This is a genomic window from Streptomyces sp. NPDC087901 (genome assembly GCF_044742205.1).
Lineage (GTDB): Bacteria > Actinomycetota > Actinomycetes > Streptomycetales > Streptomycetaceae > Streptomyces.
Genome location: NZ_JBIUUC010000014.1, coordinates 203,475 through 224,082 on the forward strand (window position 1 = coordinate 203,475; position 20,608 = coordinate 224,082).

Annotated in this window: 15 protein-coding genes and 1 pseudogene; 3 read left to right on the forward strand and 13 right to left on the reverse strand. The window is 68.4% G+C overall.

Annotation, left to right across the window (positions count from 1 at the left end):
• Positions 1-5 precede the first annotated feature (5 nt).
• The 8 genes from ACIOEW_RS33075 to ACIOEW_RS33110 form a co-directional block, all read right to left on the reverse strand.
• Entirely contained in the window at positions 6-959 is a 954-nt protein-coding gene (locus tag ACIOEW_RS33075) for a carbohydrate ABC transporter permease (protein ID WP_401968420.1), read from the reverse strand.
• 3 nt (positions 960-962) lie between these two features.
• Positions 963-2,303: an ABC transporter substrate-binding protein gene (locus ACIOEW_RS33080; RefSeq protein ID WP_362557690.1), complete on the reverse strand. Its 1,341-nt coding sequence runs from the start codon at positions 2,301-2,303 to the stop codon at positions 963-965.
• A gap of 63 nt (positions 2,304-2,366) precedes the next feature.
• Entirely contained in the window at positions 2,367-3,485 is a 1,119-nt protein-coding gene (locus ACIOEW_RS33085; RefSeq protein ID WP_362557688.1) for an ROK family transcriptional regulator, read from the reverse strand.
• A gap of 184 nt (positions 3,486-3,669) precedes the next feature.
• Positions 3,670-3,837 carry a hypothetical protein gene (locus ACIOEW_RS33090; RefSeq protein WP_401968424.1) on the reverse strand — a complete coding sequence of 56 codons (168 nt, stop codon included), beginning with the start codon at positions 3,835-3,837 and terminating at the stop codon, positions 3,670-3,672.
• A gap of 753 nt (positions 3,838-4,590) precedes the next feature.
• Positions 4,591-5,085, reverse strand: coding sequence for a hypothetical protein (locus tag ACIOEW_RS33095; RefSeq protein ID WP_362557687.1), 495 nt, complete (start codon positions 5,083-5,085; stop codon positions 4,591-4,593).
• 4 nt (positions 5,086-5,089) lie between these two features.
• Positions 5,090-5,605 (reverse strand): RHS repeat-associated core domain-containing protein, encoded by a 516-nt coding sequence (locus ACIOEW_RS33100; protein ID WP_401968427.1) that lies wholly within the window; start codon positions 5,603-5,605, stop codon positions 5,090-5,092.
• A gap of 11 nt (positions 5,606-5,616) precedes the next feature.
• Positions 5,617-6,057 carry a hypothetical protein gene (locus ACIOEW_RS33105; protein WP_401968430.1) on the reverse strand — a complete coding sequence of 147 codons (441 nt, stop codon included), beginning with the start codon at positions 6,055-6,057 and terminating at the stop codon, positions 5,617-5,619.
• Positions 5,979-7,433 carry a hypothetical protein gene (locus tag ACIOEW_RS33110; protein ID WP_401968433.1) on the reverse strand — a complete coding sequence of 485 codons (1,455 nt, stop codon included), beginning with the start codon at positions 7,431-7,433 and terminating at the stop codon, positions 5,979-5,981. The genes ACIOEW_RS33105 and ACIOEW_RS33110 overlap by 79 nt, the downstream gene beginning before the upstream one ends.
• 172 nt (positions 7,434-7,605) lie before the next feature.
• Here ACIOEW_RS33110 and ACIOEW_RS33115 point away from each other — a divergent pair, with 172 nt between their 5' ends.
• The 3 genes from ACIOEW_RS33115 to ACIOEW_RS33125 are packed head-to-tail and all read left to right on the forward strand — an operon-like array spanning position 7,606 to position 9,455.
• Positions 7,606-9,024, forward strand: coding sequence for a SulP family inorganic anion transporter (locus tag ACIOEW_RS33115; RefSeq protein ID WP_401968435.1), 1,419 nt, complete (start codon positions 7,606-7,608; stop codon positions 9,022-9,024).
• A complete protein-coding gene (locus tag ACIOEW_RS33120; RefSeq protein WP_401968438.1) occupies positions 8,913-9,239 on the forward strand; it encodes an STAS domain-containing protein in 327 nt (108 codons plus the stop codon). Before ACIOEW_RS33115 ends, ACIOEW_RS33120 begins: the two co-directional genes overlap by 112 nt.
• A 3-nt stretch (positions 9,240-9,242) precedes the next feature.
• Entirely contained in the window at positions 9,243-9,455 is a 213-nt protein-coding gene (locus tag ACIOEW_RS33125) for a hypothetical protein (protein WP_401968440.1), read from the forward strand.
• Positions 9,456-9,579: 124 nt separating this feature from the next.
• Here the strand turns inward: ACIOEW_RS33125 and ACIOEW_RS33130 are convergent, their stop codons facing one another.
• The 5 genes and pseudogenes from ACIOEW_RS33130 to ACIOEW_RS33150 form a co-directional block, all read right to left on the reverse strand.
• On the reverse strand, positions 9,580-12,951 hold the full coding sequence (locus tag ACIOEW_RS33130) for a S8 family peptidase (RefSeq protein WP_401968443.1): 3,372 nt from the start codon (positions 12,949-12,951) through the stop codon (positions 9,580-9,582).
• Positions 12,948-13,247, reverse strand: coding sequence for a hypothetical protein (locus ACIOEW_RS33135; RefSeq protein WP_401968446.1), 300 nt, complete (start codon positions 13,245-13,247; stop codon positions 12,948-12,950). The genes ACIOEW_RS33130 and ACIOEW_RS33135 overlap by 4 nt, the downstream gene beginning before the upstream one ends.
• A 98-nt stretch (positions 13,248-13,345) precedes the next feature.
• Positions 13,346-15,763: an ATP-binding protein gene (locus ACIOEW_RS33140; RefSeq protein ID WP_401968448.1), complete on the reverse strand. Its 2,418-nt coding sequence runs from the start codon at positions 15,761-15,763 to the stop codon at positions 13,346-13,348.
• Positions 15,754-16,458: pseudogene (locus ACIOEW_RS33145) on the reverse strand (tetratricopeptide repeat protein); the annotation flags it as partial. The gene ACIOEW_RS33140 and the pseudogene ACIOEW_RS33145, both read right to left, overlap by 10 nt.
• A gap of 303 nt (positions 16,459-16,761) precedes the next feature.
• A complete protein-coding gene (locus ACIOEW_RS33150) occupies positions 16,762-20,478 on the reverse strand; it encodes a S8 family serine peptidase (RefSeq protein WP_401968450.1) in 3,717 nt (1,238 codons plus the stop codon).
• Positions 20,479-20,608 lie beyond the last annotated feature (130 nt).

The window sequence follows — 20,608 nt, forward strand, 5'->3', positions numbered from 1 at the left end:
CGGAATCAGTCCTCCGCCGAGAGCAGGCCCGAGCGCTTACGCATGAGCAGCATGGTCACGGCCATCGCGATGGCGAACAGCACGAGCGACAGAACGCACGCCGCGCCGGTGTTGAAGTTCTGGAAGCCCATCGAGTAGACGAGCTGCGGAACAGTGAGGGTCGAGTGGTCCGGGTAGCCGGGCTGGATGACCGAGCCCGGGCCGATCGAGACCCCGGAGGCGAGCTTCCCGGCCACCAGGGCCTGCGTGTAGTACTGCATCGTCTGGACGACGCCGGTGACCACCGCGAACATCACGATCGGTGTGATCGACGGCCAGGTGACGTAGCGGAACCTGGCCCACGTACCCGCGCCGTCGAGCTCGGCGGCCTCGTACTGCTCCTTCGGTACGTCGAGCAGGGCGGCCATGAAGATCACCATCAGGTCGCCGATGCCCCAGAGCGAGAGCATGACCAGGGACGGCTTGGCCCAGTTCGGGTCGTTGAACCAGTTCGGACCGTTGACCCCGATGGCCGAGAGGATGCCGTTGACCGGCCCGGTCGCCGGGTTGAGGAGAAAGACGAAGGCGACCGTCGCGGCGACCGGAGGCGCCAGATAGGGGAGGTAGAAGGCCGTACGGAAGAAGCCGGGGCCGGTCTTGATCTTCGTGATCAGCAGCCCGAGCGTCAGCCCGAATACCACCCGCAGCGCCACCATGATCACGACCAGCCAGAGGGTGTTCCACAGGGCGGGTCCGAACAGCGGCATCTGCTCGAAGACGTAGGTCCAGTTCCGCAGGCCGACGAAGGTCGGCCGCTGGATCTGGTTGTAGTGCATGAAGGAGAAGTAGACGGTGGCGACCAGCGGATAGGCGAAGAAGACGCTGAACCCGATCAGCCACGGGGAGAGGAAGCCGAGTGTGCGCAGTCTGCGCCGCGTCGGCAGGGAAAGGGTGAGGGCCATGGTGTGGTGCTCCCGCATCGGTCAGCTCTTCGACTGAAGGGTGTCTGCGTCGATCTGTTCGTCGAGCTCGCGCAGCCCCTTCTGCAGGTCAGGGATCCGTCCCGCCTCGGCGGAGTAGGAGAAGTCCTGCAGCGACGTGATGTACATGCCGCCGGTGGTGGACTGCGGCATGGCTTGGCTGTACTTGTTCTGCGCGATGTCGATGAACGCCTTGAACGCCGGGTCGGCGTCCAGGTCGGGCGACTTCAGCGCCGCGTAGGTCGAGGGCACGTTGTGGATCGCGTTGGCGAAGTCCACCACCTGACGGGTGTCCGTCGTCAGGAACTTGACCAGCTCCCAGGCCGCGTTCTGGTGCTTGCTGCTGTGGCCGATGCCGGTGACCGTACCGGTCAGGTAGCCGCGCCCGTACGTGTCCGCCTGGTCGTCGGGCACCGGGAGCGGGGCCACGCCCCAGTCGAAGTCCGCCTTGGCCTCGTTCAGCATCAGACCGCGCCACTCGCCGTCGAGGTGCATGGCGAGCTTCCCGGTGAGGAAGGCGTTCTGTGCGGAGGACTCGTCACCGAACGAGGTGCGGAACTCCTCCAGGGCGCCGTAACCGCCCTGCGCGTCCGCCAGTTCGCCGACGACTCGGTAGAAGTCGGTCGTCGCCTTCTGCCCGGCGAGGGCCGAGTGGCCGTCCTTGTCGAAGTACGTGGGGCCCCACTGGCTGAGCAGACGGTCCGGACTGTTCTGGTACAGCCGGAAGTTGGGCATGAATCCGACCCGCTCGTACGAGCCCTTGCCGGAGCGCACGGTCAGTTTCTTCGCGTCGCTGACGAACTCCGACATGGTCCGCGGCGGGCGGGTGATGCCCGCCTCCTGGAACGCGTCCTTGTTGTAGTACATGCCGAACGCGTCCGCGAGCAGCGGGAGCGCGCACTGATTGCCTTCGTAACTCGTGTACTGCAGAAGACTCTTGGGGAAGACCTTCGTCTTGTCGACGCCGGTCTTGTGCAGGAACGGATCGAGGTCCGCCCACATCCCGGATTCGCAGTACTGGCCCACGTTGTTGGTGGTGAACGAGGTGATCACATCGGGGGCGCTGTCGCCGCCGGCCCGCAGGGCCTGGTTGACCGTGGCGTCGGAGACGTTGCCGGTCGCCCGGACATGGATGTTCGGGTGGAGCTTCTCGAAGCGGGCGATCGAATCGTTGATCGCCTTCACTTCACCTGGTGATGACCAGCCGTGCCAGAACTTCAGTGTGACGGGGGCGGTGACGTCGTCCTCGGCGCTGCCGACGCCGGGGTTGGCGCAGCCGGACAACACCAGTCCGGCCGTGGCGAGTGCCGCGGATACGCACGTGCGTATGCGCCATCGCTGCATGGCGACTTCCTTTGCGCTGGTCTCCCCCGCTGGGGAGTACGGAAGAGGGGGTGGTGAGGGGGGTCAGGCGGAGGTGTCGAAGACGGTGTGGCGTGCCCGGGTCAGGGCGCGGCGCAGGGCTCCGATGAGGATGGGGTCGCCATTCAGGTCGCTGATGCGGAGCTCGGGCCGGGGAAGCGCGAGGCCGGTCATCTCCCGCTCCACGAGGGCACGGAGCGCTTCGCCGCCGGCCTGGGCAACCCTGCCCGACAGCACGACGAGGTCGGGGTCGACCACGGCGACGACCGAGGCCAGGCCGGTGGCCAGCCGGCGGGCGAGCTCCTCGCGTACGGAGTCGTCGGCGAGCGCCTCCTCCAGCGAGGCGGTGCCGCCGGCAAGGCGTCGTACGGCGGCCGCGGCGACGAGGCTCTGGAAGCCGCCGCCGCCCTGCCCTGCTCCCTCGCGTGCGAGAGGTGCGCCGGGCAGGGGCATGTAGCCGATCTCGCCCGCTCCCCCGGTCGCGCCGCGCAGCAGTGTCCCTTCGAGCACGATGGCGGCGCCGACACCCTCGTCGATCCAGGCCAGCACGTAGTTGTCCCGGTCCCGCGCGGCGCCGTCGTACTGCTCGGCGAGCGCGGCGAGGTTGACGTCGTTCTCGATGTCCACGGGGGTGCCCAGCACCTCGGCGAGTTCGCCGCGCAGGGTGCGGGAGTGCCAGCCGGGCAGGTGGGGGGCGTAGCGGAGCTGTCCGCTGCGCGGGTCGATGGCTCCGGGCGTGCCGATGACGGCGGCCTCGATGTCGTTGTGACCGAGCCCGGCCTGGCTGAGGGCCCCGTCGACGGCCTCGGCGACAAGCTGGGCGGTGCGGTGGCGCACGTCCTCGGCGACGGCGCTCGCCGCGATGTGACAGCGGCCGGCCTCCTGTCCGGCGATGTCCGCGACGATCGCGGTGATGCCGGTGGGGCCTGCGGACAGTGCGGCGACGTACCCGGCGGAGGCGTCGACCTCGTAGAGCAGTGCGTTCGGACCGGGGCCTCCGGTCTGCGCCCCGACCGCCCTGGCGAGCCCGGCGCTCTGCAGGCGCTCCAGCATCTGCGAGATGGTCGCCTTGGAGAGGCCGGTGAGTTCGCCGATGCGCGCCCGGGTCAAGGCGCCGTGCGCCACGAGGAGGTCCAGGGTCGCGCGGTCATTCATCGCACGCATGGTGCGCGGGGTACCCGGGGTTCCCCTCACCGGAGCGGCCATGGAGTGGCTCCTCGTTGAATAGTTAGGACACTTTCCGATCTATTCGAGGAATGTAGGTCCGGCCGGCAAGGGCGTCAAGGGGTGTTCTCGCAGGAGAAGGCAAGCAAAATCAGGGCGAAAGCCGGGCAAGTAGGTGCATGCCTCATGCATTCGGGGCGGCAGATCCGGCGGACTGGTCCACACCCGGACCCTCGGTCATGAACTCCGCCCCCAGTTCGGCCGGATGGGCATCCGAGGACAGCCCGAACATCGCGTCCGGGCCGGACATGTCGTAGGGAATCCCGGGGAACGGGCGCCCCAGCGTCTCCACGATCCGACCGCTCCCGTGGAGGCGCCGAGCTGCCCTGACGCGCACCTCGTAAACCATTCGACGAGCAGCTCGTCACGCACGTACAGCTCTTCGCCGTCCTGGTACCGGAGCCCCCGGCATTCCGCTCCCGCCGGTGCGCCTCCGCGTCAGCCCTCGGACTCGCTCATCGGCGCCCATGTCCTCGCCTCGCAGGACGGCCGGCTCGTACGGCCCTGGCCAGGGCTGGTGGCCTTCCATTTGGTACGGCCGGAAAGCGCTCCTGCTGCCGGCGCCGCAGAGCTATCCGAGGAAGCTCAGCCGCACCTGACGGTTCGCATTATCGACGTTCGTGTCCACCAAACTCCGTTAAGTCAACCCCGAGGATAGCTGGCGCCCGGGCACCTGCAGCCGCCCATTCGAGGTGTACGAGAAATACGAGGTAGCCGCTGCACGCCGCGCCGCCCCTGCTGCTCGAAGCTGCCGCCTGGAGCGCAAGACTGGGGCGGGGTTCCACACGTCTGGATGGCACCAACACGGCCCTTAACCTGGTCAGCGGCCACGTGCTCGGAGACCCTGGCGCCGGCTCCGGTGAAGCCACCAATGAGCTCCACCCGCGCTTCGAAACTTTCATGGATTCCCGATTTTTTGACACCTACGACACTTCGGCTCAATGCCACAGATGCGAGTATCCCTTCGTTGCCGCCGACCGTGATTGCGCTCTTTACTATTCGGCGGCAGTCACGTTGCATGCCCCGCCTTGCGGCGGTCCGACGTCTACCAGGGGTGCCTACGAGGCTTGCGCAGCCAGAATCTGTCTGGCTCTGCACCTGAGGACGGATTCAGCCACGGCCGGAGCTCACCCGAATCGTCAGGCACCGACTCACGATTGAAGCGATTGTCCAACTCTGCCAGCAGAGGGGACAGTACCGCCTGAGCTTCATCGTTCAATTTGCCCAGGTCGGTCTGCAGTCGGCTGCGTGAGTCCAGATCATTGACGTAGGCGCTGATCGGATACTGCCCCGGCAGTTTCCACCCGGACTCCATCCGGCGCACAAGATTTTCCCAGGACGAAAACAGATTTCGCATGGAATACAATGGCTCTGTAACTTTTTCACGAACTATGGGAGCGAGTCCTTCCAGTTCGGTTTCCAAACGGCAAGCGTCGTACTTGGCGATGCTATTGATTGCCGATCGATTGAGGCGTGACCATGCCTCGTCCGTTTGGGGTGCATCCGATGATCCGTGCTGAGATCTCGAAATTGCGTTCATGGCGCTACTCCTGGAGTTGTCGCAAGTAATAACTGTAGCCGTCGCTTGGTTGCATGAAGCTACCGTTGGATCCCTCACGGATTAGCATGGTGCCAGTCGGATCATCCCACCACGCCCATCGAGGGTTACCCGACGGGGTGTCCCTCATCTTAATGCCAGGCTTTGCGGTCATCATGTCCTCGAGGTACTCGGGAATGTCCACATCCTGCACCCCCGGAATTCCTCGCTTATTGATGTCACCGTGTGCAGCGATTTTGTCGGCGAGCATGCTGAGTTTGCCCGCCTGGCTCGCGGGGTCGGCTTGACCGATGTATGCCTTGAGCCCAAGCAGGTCAAACCATAGGTGGGGATTTCGGACATACGCGATGGGGTTGGGTGCCGGGATGAGGCCGAGGGGATCCGGAGATACATAGCGGGCAGTTTCCAGATCATAGTAGCGATGGAAATCGTAGTGGAGCCCAGTTTCAGGGTCGAAGTATTGACCTGGGAATCGAAGCGGAGTATAAGTCGTGTTCTTCACTGACCACGACGTCACTCCCCAAAGCGTGCGGCGATTTCACCTGCCTCACCTATGAGCTCACTGGGGGTTCCAATGAGGTCGGTGACTATGGCGAAGAATCGCTCATCAATTACCTCTTGTGAAGTCTCCGCGGTAATGATGCGTTCCGTCTGGGCTATCGGGCGTAGGCCGTCATAATCCCAGGTGAGGCAGACAGGGCACGACAACTCTCCACTATAGTGGATCTGTTCACAGAGGACCGCACCGTCCCAGGAAAACAGTATCTTTTCCAGAACAGTACGTCCGTCGTCTGTAACGCGAACTTTCGCAATGCGTCGCCCGAGCACGTCATAGGTATATCGCCAATTCTGACCCTCAGGAGTGGTGACCGACCTCAGGCGATCCTCGGCGTCCCACTCGTAGCGCCAGTTCTCGGGCTTGCGCGAGAGCCGAGTTTTTTGGCGGGAGACCATTCGCCCCTGCTTGTCATGAACGTACGAGTGCGGCCAGCGTGCTGGATGGTGGTTCCGCGGTAGGAGCGTTCCACCGCTGCTTCGTGGCCCTGGAGGCTTGACGGCCAATTTGCGGACGTCTGGTTCCCAGCTGCGTCGTACGCGTACCGTTCCGTCCAGCCAGAAGCATGTACGTCCGTAATGCGACCAACGGCATCGAGGTCGTATGCGCTTTCGCCGGCGAGTTGATCGCCGACTCTCGCTATGCTGCCATCTGCCCGATAGGCGTAGTCGCGACGCTGGAGACGCCGACCCCGAGCTGTGATGTCCAGAGTGGCGAGGCGACCTGACGAATCCAGGGTGTGCGCCAGCGTGATCGTCTCATTGATGTGGCGGACGAGCTCCCGCCCGGCAGGGTCGCGCTCGAACGATACTTCCCGTCCGGATGTCGTGAGATGGTTGCGGCGCCCTGCGGCATCGAAAGTCCAGTCGCTCACGGCGCCGCGAGGGGTCATCCTCCCGACGCGCCGACCGAGTCGGTCGTACCGGTAAGTAGAAGTGCGTCCATCCACCGTCTCCGAGCGCAGACGGCCATACCGATCCCGTATCCGAGAGAGCTTCGCGGTTGCGCCTGTCGCTGAGGCGAGCTCGTCAAATACGTCGTATTCAAGGGTGGTTATCTCGCCATCATTGTCCTTGAGGACTATCTTGTCGAGACTGTTGTATCCGTACCGAATGGTTTGGCCGAGGACGTTCGTTCTTGAAGTCATCCGGTTGGCCGCATCGTAGGTATACGTGACGGTGCGACCATCGAAATCGGACTCAGAGTTGAGGCGACCGACCGAATCGTAATCGTAGCGCCACTCCAAGCCCTGGGGATTGGTGACACTCGTCATGCGCAATTCAACATCGTGACTGAACTCGAATCGAGACCCATCAGGCCCGGTTCGCGCTACGAGAAGATCGAAGTCGCCGTATTCCGAGGTGGTGATGCGTCCCATCGCATCACTGTGCGCAATGCACATACCTTCCCCGTCGAACGTCCAGCTCTGTTCACTGCCGTCCGGCATGACTTGGCGCGCCAGCTGACCTTCTATTGCCCATTCCAAGCAGGTGGTCGCCCCGACGGCGTCAATGATTTTAATCTTGCGGCCGAAGGCATCCCGCTCGATACGATTGACGGCACCCAGGGAGTCGGTGATTTCTTCGGGCAGCCCCGCTCGGTCGCAGACCATGAATGAGGTTCCCCCCATGGCGTCAGACACCGACGTCAGATGTCCCAGCTCGCCGTACGAGAAATGTGTTGTGGCCCCGCTGGGATCGGTGACAGACGTTCGGTTGCCTTGCTCATCGAACGTTTGACGCGTTATGAGCCCGGCAGCATCGGTGATCTGCACCGGAAGCCCCATCTCGTTGTACTGCGCACTCGACCGGCGTCCGTCCGGTCGCTCCACCACTGTCGGCCTACCGCAGCCGTCGTATGTGAACCGACTGACGTGTCGCCTTCCGCGTCGATCTCCAGGCGCTGGTCAACGGCAGCGTCGCCGAGACCTGCCGGTGCCCAGCTGGATGAGGAACTACCGCAAGGGGCTGCTGCGCGGCGACATGCTCGGGGCACTCACGGCGTGGGCCCTGATCGTCCCCGAGAGTGTCGCGTACGCGCAGATCGCCGGTGTGCCTCCGCAGAACGCGTTCTACGCCGCCCCGGTGGCTCTGCTGGTGTACGCGCTGTTCGGGCGGCGCTCCAACTTCCTCATCATCGGCGCGACATCCGCGGCGGCTGTCCTGTCCGCCGCGACGGTGTCCGACATCAGCGGCGACACCAAGGACGCAGTCGGGCTGTCGGCCGCCCTCGCGGTCATCGTCGGAGTGGTCCTGCTGGTCGCCGGCCTCGCCCGCCTCGGGTTCATCACCAACTTCCTCGCCGAACCCGCCCTGGTCGGCTTCCTGTTCGGAATGGCCCTGACCATCGTCGTCCGCCAGGGCGCCAAACTCGCCGGCGTCTCCAGCGGGGACGGCAACTTCTTCGAGCGGCTGTGGACCCTCCTGAGCAAGGCACCCGACTGGTCGCTCGCCACACTCGCCGTCGGAGCGGCCTCACTGACGCTGCTGTTCCTGCTCGAACGGTTCGTACCCCGCCTGCCCGCCGCGCTGATCGTGCTCGTCCTGGGACTCGTCCTGTCCGCGGCGCTGGGCCTGAAGGACCACGGCGTGGACATCGTCGGCAAGATCCCCTCGGCCGTCCCGGTTCCGCATCTGCCGGGCATCCCGGCCGAAAACTGGATCGCCCTGGCCGCGGGTGCGCTCGGCGTGGCCCTGGTGGTCTTCGCCGAAGCGTTCAGCATCGCCAACCGCTTCGCCCGCGAGCACGGCCAGGAGGTCGACGCCGACCGGGAGATGACCGCGGTCGGCCTCAGCAACATCGCCGTCGGCCTGGTCCGGGGCTTCGTCGTCTCGGGCAGCGCGTCGCGCAGCGCCGCCGCCACCGGTGCGGGCGGCCGTACCCCGATGGTGTCCCTGATCGCGGCCGCCCTGATCCTGCTGACCGGGGCCTTCCTCACGCCGCTCTTCACCGACCTGCCCGAACCTGTCCTGGGCGCCATCGTGATCGTGGCCGTACGCGGCTTCATGAGGGTGGGCGAACTGCGGCGCTACGCGACCTACGACCGGCGCAGTCTGTGGGTGGCCCTCACCGTACTGAGTCGGAGTGCTGCTCTTCGACCTGCTGCCCGGGCTGCTCCTCGCCGTGGCGCTCTCCCTCGTCCTGTTCATCGCCGCGGCCAGCCGCCGCAACGTCGCGGTCTTCGGGCGCCTGCCCGGAACCCGTCTGTACGGCACAGCACCCGGACGCCGCCACGACCCCCGGCGTACTCGCCGTGCGGCCCGACGGAAGCCTGTTCTTCGGCAACGTCAACCGCGTCCGCCTCGCCGTCCGCGACCAGGCCGAGCGCACCACTCCTCCCCCGCGAGCCGTCGTCCTGGACCTGACCGGCAGCTACCGCCTCGGAATCCCCGTCCTCGACGCACTCGACGAAGTGAGAGACGAACTGGCCGTGCAGCGCATCGACCTGCACCTGGCTCACGTTCGGGCACGCGCGGAACTGGAGCTGACCCGTCACCCCTTGGCAGGCCACCTCGGTCCGCACGGTCTGCACCACACCGTGGACCAAGCCGTCTCGGCGGCGACCGGACGATCGGGGTGAGCCATGGCCCGCCCTGGATACAGCGAGCTGCCCTCGGACGTGAAGGACGTGGAGGTCGCCGCGACAGTCCGCAACGGGCTACGCCTCTTACTGAGTCGTGTACGCGACAACCGGTTGGCAAGGATCACCGAGCTCACCGGCCTCGACATCGCCTCTCCACGCGGCAACGCCCTGGCACTGGCCGCCCTGCTCCTGCGCGGCAACGCAGCCTGGTGACCGTCGCGGGAGCAGGGGCGTGATGTGCCGGTTGCGGTGCTCTCGACGGAAGGGGATCTCGCCCGTACACGCACCGAAGCCGGGTGCCCCGGTCCGGAACCGGAGGCACCCGGCGTGGCGCGTGTCAGCGTACGGGGATCGCCCTCGGAAGGGCGAGGTCGAGCGAGCCGCCGGCGCTGTCCCGCGCGGCAAGCCGCAGGCCGAGGAAGCCACCGGACACCAAGGAGGACGGCCGGGCTGTCAGGTGAAAGCGCCCGTCGTGGCCACCCAGCGCCGCGGTCCGCGTCCAGGTCTTGCCGCCGTCGGCGGTGACCCAGGCGCGGACGCCGTGGAGCCGGCCCTGGGCTCCGGTGAGCTGCGCCGTCACGTCGAGCGCCCGGCCGGGGCGAGCCCGGTTGAGGTCGTCGAGCGGGACGTCGAAGGTCGCGTTGAGCAGGCTGACCGGGGCGGTCTCGGTGCTCGCGCGGCCGTCTGCGGAGAACTTCCAGGTGGCGGTCCCCTCACCGCCCATCGGGAAGATGCCCTGCGAGGTGAAGGAGCGGGTCAGTTCGTATGAGGCGGGGCCCGCATCCGCGAAGGTCTCGTCGATCGTGCTGCCCTTGTCCGCGACGAGGACGCCGTCGCGGTACAGGCGGGTGGTGGAGGACCAGCGCTGGGGGACGTTGAAGTCGGCGTACATACCGGGCCGGCCAACAGCGTTGACGCTGTCCTGGATCCCCAGCTGGAGCCGCGCGCCGGTGATCTGTCCGCCGGCGGCCATCGAGAGAGGGCCCTCGAAGTAGGTGGCCTTGGTGGTACGGCCCGGGGTGTAGGTGAACTTCTGAGGGCTGTAGTCCATCACCACGCCGAGGGCACGGCGGTAGCTGAAGCGCAGCCAGCTGACGCCCTGGGCGGTGATGTACTCGGTGCGTGAGCGGGGCACGGTGAGGCTGGAGGGCGAGGTGACGTTCAGGCCGGTCAGGCCGGTGCCGTAGGGCGTGCTGCCTTCCTGGTAGCGGAGGCTCTCGTTCATACCGCGATGGGTGGTGTTGACCTTGGCGAGCTGGCCGAGGTCGCGGTGGGTCAGGATGTGCCGGGGGTCTGCGGGCACCTTGTCGGACGTGAAGGCCAGGTCGTACAGCACGGAGCTGTCGCCGGCGAAGTGGTCGCTCTCGGCGTCGGCGAGCCGCCAGTGCTCGTTGAACAGGACGGTGCCGAGGTCGGCGTCGGTGGTGGGGGTGATCCACAGGGCGTCGGTGCCGAAGGGCCCGTAGGCCCCGCCGACCAGGACTGTGTCGCTGAGCCCGTACTTTCCGTCGTCGGTGCTGCGTCGCACGTTGGCCGTGAGGGACTCCTGCCGGGTGTCGCGGCCCTTCACGGACGCGTTCCAGGGGCGGCTGGTGCGGGCGTCGAAGACGATGGTCTTCTGGTTCGCGGCCAGGTCGGCGCTGACGACGGCCAGCTGGTTGATGCCGTCGATCCGCATCGAGAGGGTGGCCAGGCCGATGTAGCGGCCGTCGGGAACCCGGACGGTCGCGGTCCCGCTGGTGCCGATGGGGAACGCGTACGTGCTGCCATTGTCCGCGTTGAGCAGGTTGACCTGGCCCGCGGTGGGGTTGCCCGCCCGGTCGAGGTTGCGGATGGTGAGGTTCTTGGCCCGGTCCAGGACCAGAGGTATGCGGAGGTCAGTGGCACCACCGGTGGCCGTGAGTGCCCCGGAATACGCTCCGGACGGGGTGCCGTCGGCATTCGCGGTGAGGGTCACCTTCGCAGAACCACCCGCGGGGAGGTCGACGCGGGGCGGAGAGGCGCTGACGATGCCGGCCGGGGCCTGCGCGCCCGCGGCGGCCAGGGTGGCCCCGAGGTCGAGCGTGGTCGCCACGCCACCGGTGTTGGTGAGTTCGACGGTACGGGTGATCGGTCCGCCGTCGGCCTCTGCCTGCCCGAAGTCGACCGCGCCGGTGTCGGCCACGACGGGCTGCTTCAGCGCCGCGTCGACGTTCACGACGCCGCTGCCCACCTCTTGGACGACCTGGTTCACGGCCGGTGCGGTCGCCGTGGACATCAGGGTGTGCTTGAGCCGGTCGGCCGACCAGTCGGGGTGTTCCTCGGCCAGTACGGCGGCGGCGCCCGCTACGTGCGGGGCGGCCATCGACGTACCAGAAAGGGCCGTGTAGCGGGGGTCGGACTGGATGGTGCCGATGGTGACACCCGTGGCGCGGGCAGCGACGATGTCGACGCCGGGGGCCGCGATCTCGGGCTTCACGGTGCCGTTGAAGGACGGGCCGCGAGAGGAGAACGAGGCGGTGCCACCGTCGGAGTCGACGGCCGCGACGGACAGGGCGTGCGGCGCGATGGAGGGGGCCGAGACCGTGGAGACTCCGGGACCGCTGTTGCCCGCGGACACCACGAACAGCGTGTCGGAGGAGGTCGCCAGGTCTTCGAGAGCCGTCGTCACCGCGTCCTTGCCGTTGGTCGCGCCGCTGCCCAGCGACATGTTGACGACCTTCGCGCCCTGCGCGACCGCCCACTCCATACCCGCGATGACCTGCGAGTCGGAGCCGGAGCCGTCATCGCCGAGAACCTTGCCGACGATCAGATCGGCGTCGTAGGCGACACCGGAACGTACACCGGGTGCACCCGCCCCGCTGCCCGCGACGGTCGCGGCAACATGCGTGCCGTGGCCCACCTTGTCCAGGATTCCGCCGCTGCCGGTGAAGTCGGCGGTCGCGCTGATGCGCCCTTCGAGATCGGGGTGCGTCTGATCGGCACCCGTGTCGAGGACCGCCACCTTCACGCCCTTGCCGGTACGCCCGGCCGCCCACGCCTTGTCCGCACCGACCTGTGCGAGGTTACGGTCCAGGGCGTCGGCCTTCACCTTGCCGTCGAGCCAGATGCGGCTGATGCCCTTGAGCTCGCCGGCGTCGGCGCCGAGGACACGCGGCGCAGTGCCGCCGGCGGCGGGGGTCGCGTCCGCGAGTTCCCTGCCAACCCGGTCCGCGTCGTCCTTGTCGAGGACGGCGGTACGGGCGTGCAGGGAGGCGAACTCCCGCTTGGCCGGGAGCAGTCCGCCGGCCTCCAGCGCCTCGGGCTCGGCGGTGGCCGCGTGCTGCACGATCAGAGGCACCGAGTCGCGGTGCGCATCGTCGAAGCCGTCGCGGATCAGCGCGCTGACGTTGAAGAGTTCGGGGTCGAGGACCGTGCCGACCTGGCCGATGACGTCACTGGGATAGAAGTACGCGTCTGCGCCGTCGTCGCTGCGGGTGAGGATACGGCCGGGTGCCGCGCCCTCCGGCGGGGCAGCGGTGTACGACGTCGTCCCGTCGGGCGCGGTGGCCATGGTGATCCGGTCACCGGTGATGAGGGTGACTGATGCGGTACGGACCGGGGCCGAGGCAAGGGCCGGGGTGGCGACAGCGGTCTCAGGTGCCGGTGCGGCAGCCGCGCCGAGTGGTTGCGCCCAGAGCAGGGAGGTGGCGAGCATCAGGGTCAGGTGCGCGCGATAGCGGCGTCTCACGAGATCTCCGGAAGGTCGGTGGAAGCGAAGGACGGTTCTGCGTGGGCGGGCACGCGTAGCAGGAACGAGGTGGCGTCCGCGGTCTCCTCGGTGGCCAGGACGGTGACACCTGCGGCGGAGCACCAGTCGGGGAGTACGGCACTCACGTGCCGATCGACCGTGACCACTTCGAGAAGGCCCTCCGGAGGCAGGTCGTACAGGCGTCTTTCGAGCAGTGCCTGTACGCGTTCCCACGGCTCACCGCCCGCGTCGACAACGGCGGTTACGGTGCCGTCGGCACCGGTCGTAGCATCCATGGGCCTCCCCCCGTTCGGCCCGCAACTGGACGTCGCGGCCCGGGACCAGGGCCGCGGGGAGAACTTAGCCAGTGGCCGTTACCCGGCGATTACCGTGGTCACGGAGTGCTGGTGACAGGGGCCTCGCGCAGCTGGACAAGCTCTGCCGCCAGCCGTCGCATACCAGCTCCGACCTGCGGATCTCCGCTGTCGCCGAGGGCGTTGGCGCACTCGGCCAGCGAGGTTTCCGCCTCGTCGAGACGCCCGGTGTGCAACCGGACCTCCGCGAGGGTGACGAGGGTGTAGGGCAAGCACCAAGTGGCGCCGAGAGTCCGGGCGAGCGCTACCGCGGACTCCGCGAGCGCGTCGGCCCGCTGGTGGGCGCCGACGAGGAGTTCGGCCCCGGCGAGGTTGCTCTGGTCGAACGCGAGGACCGAGGGGTCACCGATCCGTCGGGTGAGGGCGACGGCCTGCCTGGCATGATCGCGGGCCGCTTCCAGACGGCCTTCCTTGCGGGCGAGTTCACCGACCACGGACAGGGCGCTGGACTGGAGGGCCACATCGCCTGCCCGGGTGGCGGCTTCCAGCGCCCGGCCAGCGGTCAGTCGGGCGTCGCGGGGGCGTTCGGCGACGAGCAGGGAGGCGGAGCGGACGGTGAGCAGCCGTGCCTGAAGCGGGAAGCGTACCCGCTCGGGGAGATGCGCCATGGCGTCCTCTGCCCGGTCGGCGGCGTGCGCGGCGTCGGCGGGGCGGCCCGCGTGGAAGCTGAGGGCCGCGGTGGAGACGTAGAGGGTGGCGCGTTCCTCCGCGGTCGCGGTGGCGACGGTCTCGGCAAGTTCGGTGAGGGCGGTGAGCCCTTCCTCGGGCCGGCCCGACCGACCGAGTACCTCGGCCAGTGACACCGTGGCACGCCGGACCCCGGGGCTGTCGCCCGCGTCGCGCAGGTCCCGGTGGGCGCGGCGCAGCACGTCCTCGGCCTCGCTGTAGTGGGCGGCGCGGCGCAGGACGTCGGCCCAGTCGAGGCGGGCGAGGGAGGCGGTGGGGTCGCCGGTGGCGTCCAGCCGAGTGATCAGCTCCTCGTAGTAGCCGCAGGCGGTGTCGTTGGCGTAGAGGGCGGCGGCGCGCTGTGCGGCGCGGCGGAGGAATTCGGGGGCGCGGTTGTCATCTGCGAGCGAGAGGTGGTAGGCGACGGTGTCGACCGCGTCGGGCCGTACCTCCAGTACGGCGTCCGCGTATGCGGAATGCAGCAACCGCCGCGCCCCGTTGCTGAGTTGGTCGGCGCAGGCGAGGCGGACCAGGGGGTGGCGGAAGGCGTAGCCGGGGCTGGGGCGACCGGCGACGACGCTGTCGCGTTCGTCAACGACGCCGGCTTCGACGGCTGCGTCCAGCGCGGCGATGACGGCCGGGCTGCCCAGCGGTGGATGAAGAGCGCGGGCGACGACCGGCTCCAGTTCGGCCAGGGCTACCGTTCCGCGCCCGGCGACGGCGAGCGCGGAAAGGGCGCGGCGAGCGTCGACAGGCAACCGGGCCAGCCGCTGGGCGACCAGACCGCGGATGCGGTCGGGGATCTCGACGCCCTTGCGGGTGGCCCCGGCGCGGACTCCGTGCGAATGGCGTTCGGAGGGCCGCCCAGCAGCAAGTTCGAGGGCGAAAAGCGGGTTGCCGAGGGAGAGTTCGAAGATGCGGGAGGCCTCCGCGTCCTTACTCCCGCATGCCTGCTCGCGGGCGGCGAGAGCGGCGAGCTCGTCGCAGTGCGCGCGGCCGAGCCGCAGCAGATCGATCTCGACGGCCATCCGGCGGCTGATGAAGGCGTCGAGGGCGTAGGCCTCCCCGCCGCCCGTCCTGGCGGGTTCGTCGCGACGGGTGCCGATGAATCGCCAGCGCCGGGGGTGGGCGGTGCGGACGAGGTGGTGCAGCAGGCTGAGCGAGCCGGGGTCGGCGGTGTGCAGGTCGTCGAGGGCGACCAGGACGGGCCTGACGGCGGCGAGGTCGGTGAGCATGCCCGACACAGCGCGGAAGAGTCGGGCACGTTCTTCCTCGGGGCTGCCGACGGCGGGTGGCTGTGCCCCGAGGCTGGGCAGCAGGGCGGTGAGGGCGGGGTGTTCGGCACCGATCGCGGCGCGCTCCTCAAGGGGACAGGCGGCGAGATAGCTGTCGAGCGCCTCGGCGAAGACACCGTAGGGAGTGTGCCCCTCGGCCTCGTGGACCGCGCCCCACAGCACGGTGACCCCGCTCCCGGCGGCGCGCCGGGCGGCCTCGGCGACGAGCCGGGTCTTGCCGATCCCCCCTCCCCCCGGACGAGCACCAGCGCACTGCCGGTGGTCGAGGTGGCGTGCTCGGTGAGGAGACCCAACGGCCGCTGACGGCCTATCAGGGGCAGTGGCGCTGGCTGCCGTATGGCCGCGGGCAGTAACTGTGGCCGGGTACCGACCAGGACGGGTTGGCGCGGGGCGATGTCGGCGAGCGCCGAACGGTGCAGTTCCTCGAACTCGGCGGAGGGTCTTACGCCCAGCTCGTCGGTGAGCACCTCCCGGCATGCGTGGTACTGCTGGACGGCGAGGCGCGGCTGCCCAGTGCCGAGGAAGGTGCGCGCGAGCAGCAGGTGCCGGGCTTCGTCGGTGGGCATTTCGTCGACCGCGGTACGCAGGACTTGGAGGGCCCTTTCGGGCCGGCCCTGGGCGATCAGCCTCTCACTGAGCCCTGAGGTGAGTTGCTCGCGCAGCCGTCCCAGTGCCGCCCGGGGAGCTTGGGCCCAGTCTTCGTACCGGTCCTCGGGCAGGAGTTCGGGCCCGAGAGCGGCGTGCGCGGCGAACATCGCGTCAAGGTCTCCCGTGCGCAGCGCCTCCCGTGCGCAGGCCTCCCGCTCCTCGATGTCCACCAGCACCAGGTCGGGTGCCAGCCTCAGCAGGTCGCCTTCGCTGAGAACGTAGGCGGAGCCGGCGCGGGGGGCCAGTTCGGGTTCGAGGGCGTGGCGGGCGGCGTGGAGGGCGACGCGGAGGTTGCGCAGTCCGGTGACAGGGTCGGCCTCCGGCCACATCATGTCCATGACCTCTTCGCGGTGCCGGATACGTTCCGGCGCCACCGCGAGGAATTTCACCAGGGTCCGCCCGGTGGTGCGCCGCCAGCGGTCTGCGACCGGCGCACCGTTCTCCCTGCTGGCGCGGAATCCGCCGAGGAGCTGGATCCGGAGTGGGACAGGCCCGGCTCCGGACTGCGCTGCGGCTATGGGCATGTCAGGAATCCTAGCGATCAATCCCTCTCCCAACGAGACCCGATTCTTCCCACGGTGTCAGGGCTCAATCACTCCGGTTTCGCGCGGAGCGGCATGGTGGCGTTATGGCGTATGCCGCAGCATTCACGAAGCGGCCAGGTTCCGCACCCGATCTCACCCTTGTTGACCCAAGGGCCCATCGCGGCAGTCCTTTTGGACTCGTGACAAGAGGCGCCGGGCGGGCTTCTGCCCTCCAGACGCCTCTCGCTCAGCCCGTCACGGCTTGCGTAGTCACTCCCGCATCTCCTATGACGCCGGTGTGGGTCACTTCACGACGCGAACCGCGTTGATGACGGTCTGGTCGATGCTGCTCCCTGCCTCGTTCTCACCGTGGATGCGCAGGGACACTCCCCCGGAGCCCTTGGGCGCCTTGAAGCGGACGCTCGCTGCATACGAGGTGACGTGGGCGGTCAGCTTGTGCCAGGTCGCCCCGCCGTCGTACGACACCTGCACCGACGCCTTGGTGACCCGCGACGACGACTTGTCGGCGTTGCGGAAGGCGACATTGAGGCGTTGTTCCGCCCCGGCCTTGACGGTGCTGTCGAGGCTGACGCCGTCCAGGTCGTAGTCGGCGTGCAGCAGGGGCAGGGACGTCCAGCCGATGCCGTCCGGCTGCGCCGAGCTGAACTTCCAGGCGGTGTGCGCCTCGGTGCTCACGTTCCACCAGGGAGCAGTGCGCTTGGCGTCGAGTTCGAAGCGGTACTCGGACTTCTCCGCCGGAAGGCCGGTGATCTGGACGAACGGGTAGGTGCTGGTGCCGAGGAGGTCACCGTCGCGGTAGGCGCGGAACTCGTCCACGTCGCCCGCAGTGATCGAGGCACCCTCCCAGGAGCCTCCGGTGGCGGAGGCCCACACCGGGAACTGGACCATCATCCCCTCCTCGTCGCGGGACGGAGTCAGCCCGCTGCCCGGAGCGTTGACGGACGGAGGCGTGGTTGAGCGCACGACCGGCTTGAACCACTCCTCCGTGACGGTCTTGCCCGGCTGGTAGGGGTGGAGCAGGGACACGGTATGGGCGCCGTTGCCGACCGGCGTCACCACCCGCTGCCACTTGGTGTTCCTGGCATCGAGGTAGACATGCTGGGTCGCGCCGAAGGCCACCTCGGCGAACGCGCCGTTTCCCCGTTCGGTGAGGTTGCTGTAACCGAGCCAGCCGTCCTGGCTGTTGCCGAGCGTGGCGGGGTCGGCGGCGGGTGAATACGTCTTGAGGTCGACCTCTGCCAGGTCCTTCTGCGCCGGGGAGTAGGTCTGGTCGGCGGGGATGCCGTCAGTCACACCGCGCACCAGGCCGTACACGTACGACGGGTAGCTCTCGACCGTCAGGTCGATGGCGACCTTCCGCTCCTTCAGCTCGGCCGCGACCTTGTCGCCCTTGCCCTTGGGAACGCCGAAGACCGGGACGGTCGTTTCGACCGTCCCCACCAGGCGGTCGTCCACGCTGTTGACCATCATGACGGCCGACGCCCCCGCTGCGACGAGCCTGGGGATGACGGTGTAGATGCTCTCTCCACCGACCCGGACCAGGGCCACCTTTCCCTTGGGGGAATGGGCTGCCACATCGGCCTCGGCCCCCTGGCCCACGTCCGCCACCTGAAGGCGGCGGGTGCCGTCCCAACGCCCCGAAGCGAGATAGGACTCGGCCGCCAGGTCCTCGGCTCCGTGGCGCAGCTTCGCCTTCGCCACGATCGGCGGGCTCTGCAGCATCCAGTTGACGGTCTGGCCGAAGACGCCGTCTTGCGGCTTCGCACTCGGGATCGCCCACTGGTGACCGCCGGCGCGGCCCAGCACATAGGTGGCGCTGGCGCCGATGGACTGCTCGGCAGACTTTCTGCTCACGCTGAGGACGAGGCTGCGCAGTTCACTGCGGGTGGGAGTCTTTGCCTTGATGGGCACGGCGGTCCGGCCGTCCGCGGTCACCGAAAGGTCCTCGTCGCCGACGACGACGTCCGGAAGGCCGAACGAGACGGTCTCCAGCCCCTTGCGCAGGTGGCCGATGACCGCGTAGCGCCCCGGCTGGAGCGAGGCGGTCGTCGTGCCGCCGGCGCCCAGGTGCGCGTTCAGGGGCGGGTTGTTGCTGCGCAGGTTGTAGATGGTGATCGCGCTCGACGAGTCGGCCGGAGTGCCGTCGGGCATCACCCCGTTGACGGCCATCTTCACAGTGGGCTGGAGGCGGTTGAGCGCCACGGTCGCGTGCGTGGTGACGCCGACGGCCGTACCGGTCACGGTCCCGGTGTAGGAGCCGTACGTCGTGGCGAGGTCCGGGGCCACCGTGACCTCGACGTCGCTGCTGCCGCCAGCCGGGATGGTCACCGAGTCGGCGCTCAGGGTGAGGGCGCCCGGCACGACAGTGCCGCCGTCCTGCTTGAGGTCGCCGGACAGGGCGAGTGTGACCGCCTTGTCCGCGGTGTTGTGGAACGTGACCGTCCTGGTGAGTGGAGCGGTCGGTCCCTTGGGAGAGATGGTGCCGAAGGAGGCGTTGGTGGCCCACACCGACTCATGCACCGCAGCAGGTACGTCCGTACGACCGGAGCCCTCGGCGAAGGCGCCGCCGTCCAGGACGCGGGCCCCCGACATCAGCGCGCCCTTGATCTGGGCGGCGTCCCATTCCGGGTGGGCCTGGGCGACGATGGCTGCCGCGCCCGCAACGTGCGGGGTGGCCATCGAAGTACCACTGGCTGCCGTGTAGTTCCGGTCGGCAGGCGTGCCCATGGTGGTACCCGCGGCCCGCGCGGCCACGATGTCGACGCCGGGAGCCGCGATGTCGGGCTTGAGAGCGCCGTCGTTCAGGCGGGGGCCCCGGCTGGAGAACGAGGCGAGCTTGTCCGCCTTGTCTACTGCGGCGACGGTCAGCGCGGCATCTGCGGAACCGGGCGATCCGATGGTCGTCGCATCGGGTCCGGTGTTGCCGGCCGCGATGACGAACAGGGTTCCGGTCTCGGCGGTCAGGTCGTTGACCGCGGTGGAGAGCGGGTCGGTACCGTCGCTGGCACCACTGGTGCCCAGACTCATGCTGATGACCTTGGCGCCACTGTGCGCGGCCCAGTCCATCCCGGCGAGAACGGAGGAATCGCTGCCCTGCCCGCCGTCGTTGAGGACCTTGCCGACGAGGAGGTGCGCGCCCGGTGCGACGCCCTTGTACTTACCTCCGGACGCGGCGCCCGAGCCTGCGACCGTGGAGGAGACTAGAGTGCCGTGGCCGTGGTGGTCGACGGCGTCGTCCGTATCGGTGAAGTTGCGTGCCTCGGCAATGTGCCCCGCCAGGTCGGGGTGGGTGGAGTCGACGCCCGTGTCGAGGACCGCGACCTTCACGCCCGTACCGTCGTAGCCCTCCGCCCAGGCATCGGGCGCGCCGATCTGCGGCACGCTCTTGTCGAGCGTGGTGGTCACCTTGGCGTCGAGCCAGATCTTCCGGACGCCGTCGGCCAGCTTCTTCGTCGTCGCACCGTCCTTCTTGGCGCGGAGCCCGGACCAGAAGGTCTGTATCTTCGCGGGTTCGACCCGGGCGGCCGATGCCCGCAGGGCAGCCACCTTGCGGACCCGTGCGGCGCCGGCCGGGACGGGGTCGGAGGCTTTCGCGCCCTGGACGATCAGTGGCAGGTCCGCACCGTCCGCGTAGCCCTGCTCGATGAGGGAATCCACGTCGAACAGGCGGGGGTCGAGGGTGCCGGCGGCCAGCAGGTCGCGGGCCTCGTCCGGGATGACGGTGATGTCCGTGCCGTGCTGCTGGATCTCCGCAGCGCCGGCCGGGCTGTCCGCGTCCGGCTTGAACGCGACGATCTGCTGGTCGCCGGTCCCGCTGACGACGACGCTGTCGCCGGTGATCAGTCGTACCGTGTGGATCGCCGATGCGGTCTTCGCCGGGGTGAGGGAAGTGAGGCGTGGCCCTTCGTCGGGCCTCGCTCCCGCTGGTGTCGCGGCACCAGCGGCCATCAGCGCGGTCAGCGCCAACGCCACAGATCCCTGGACCAATGGTCTGCGCATGGTCAGGCAACTCCTTCCAACGGGCCCGGAGTTCGAGCCCATCGGAAGCCTGTACGGCGATGGATGCACCCCGCAAGGACGGCCGGACGGCGCATTTGTGACAGGTCACAACAGTGCCCTCAGGACGGCA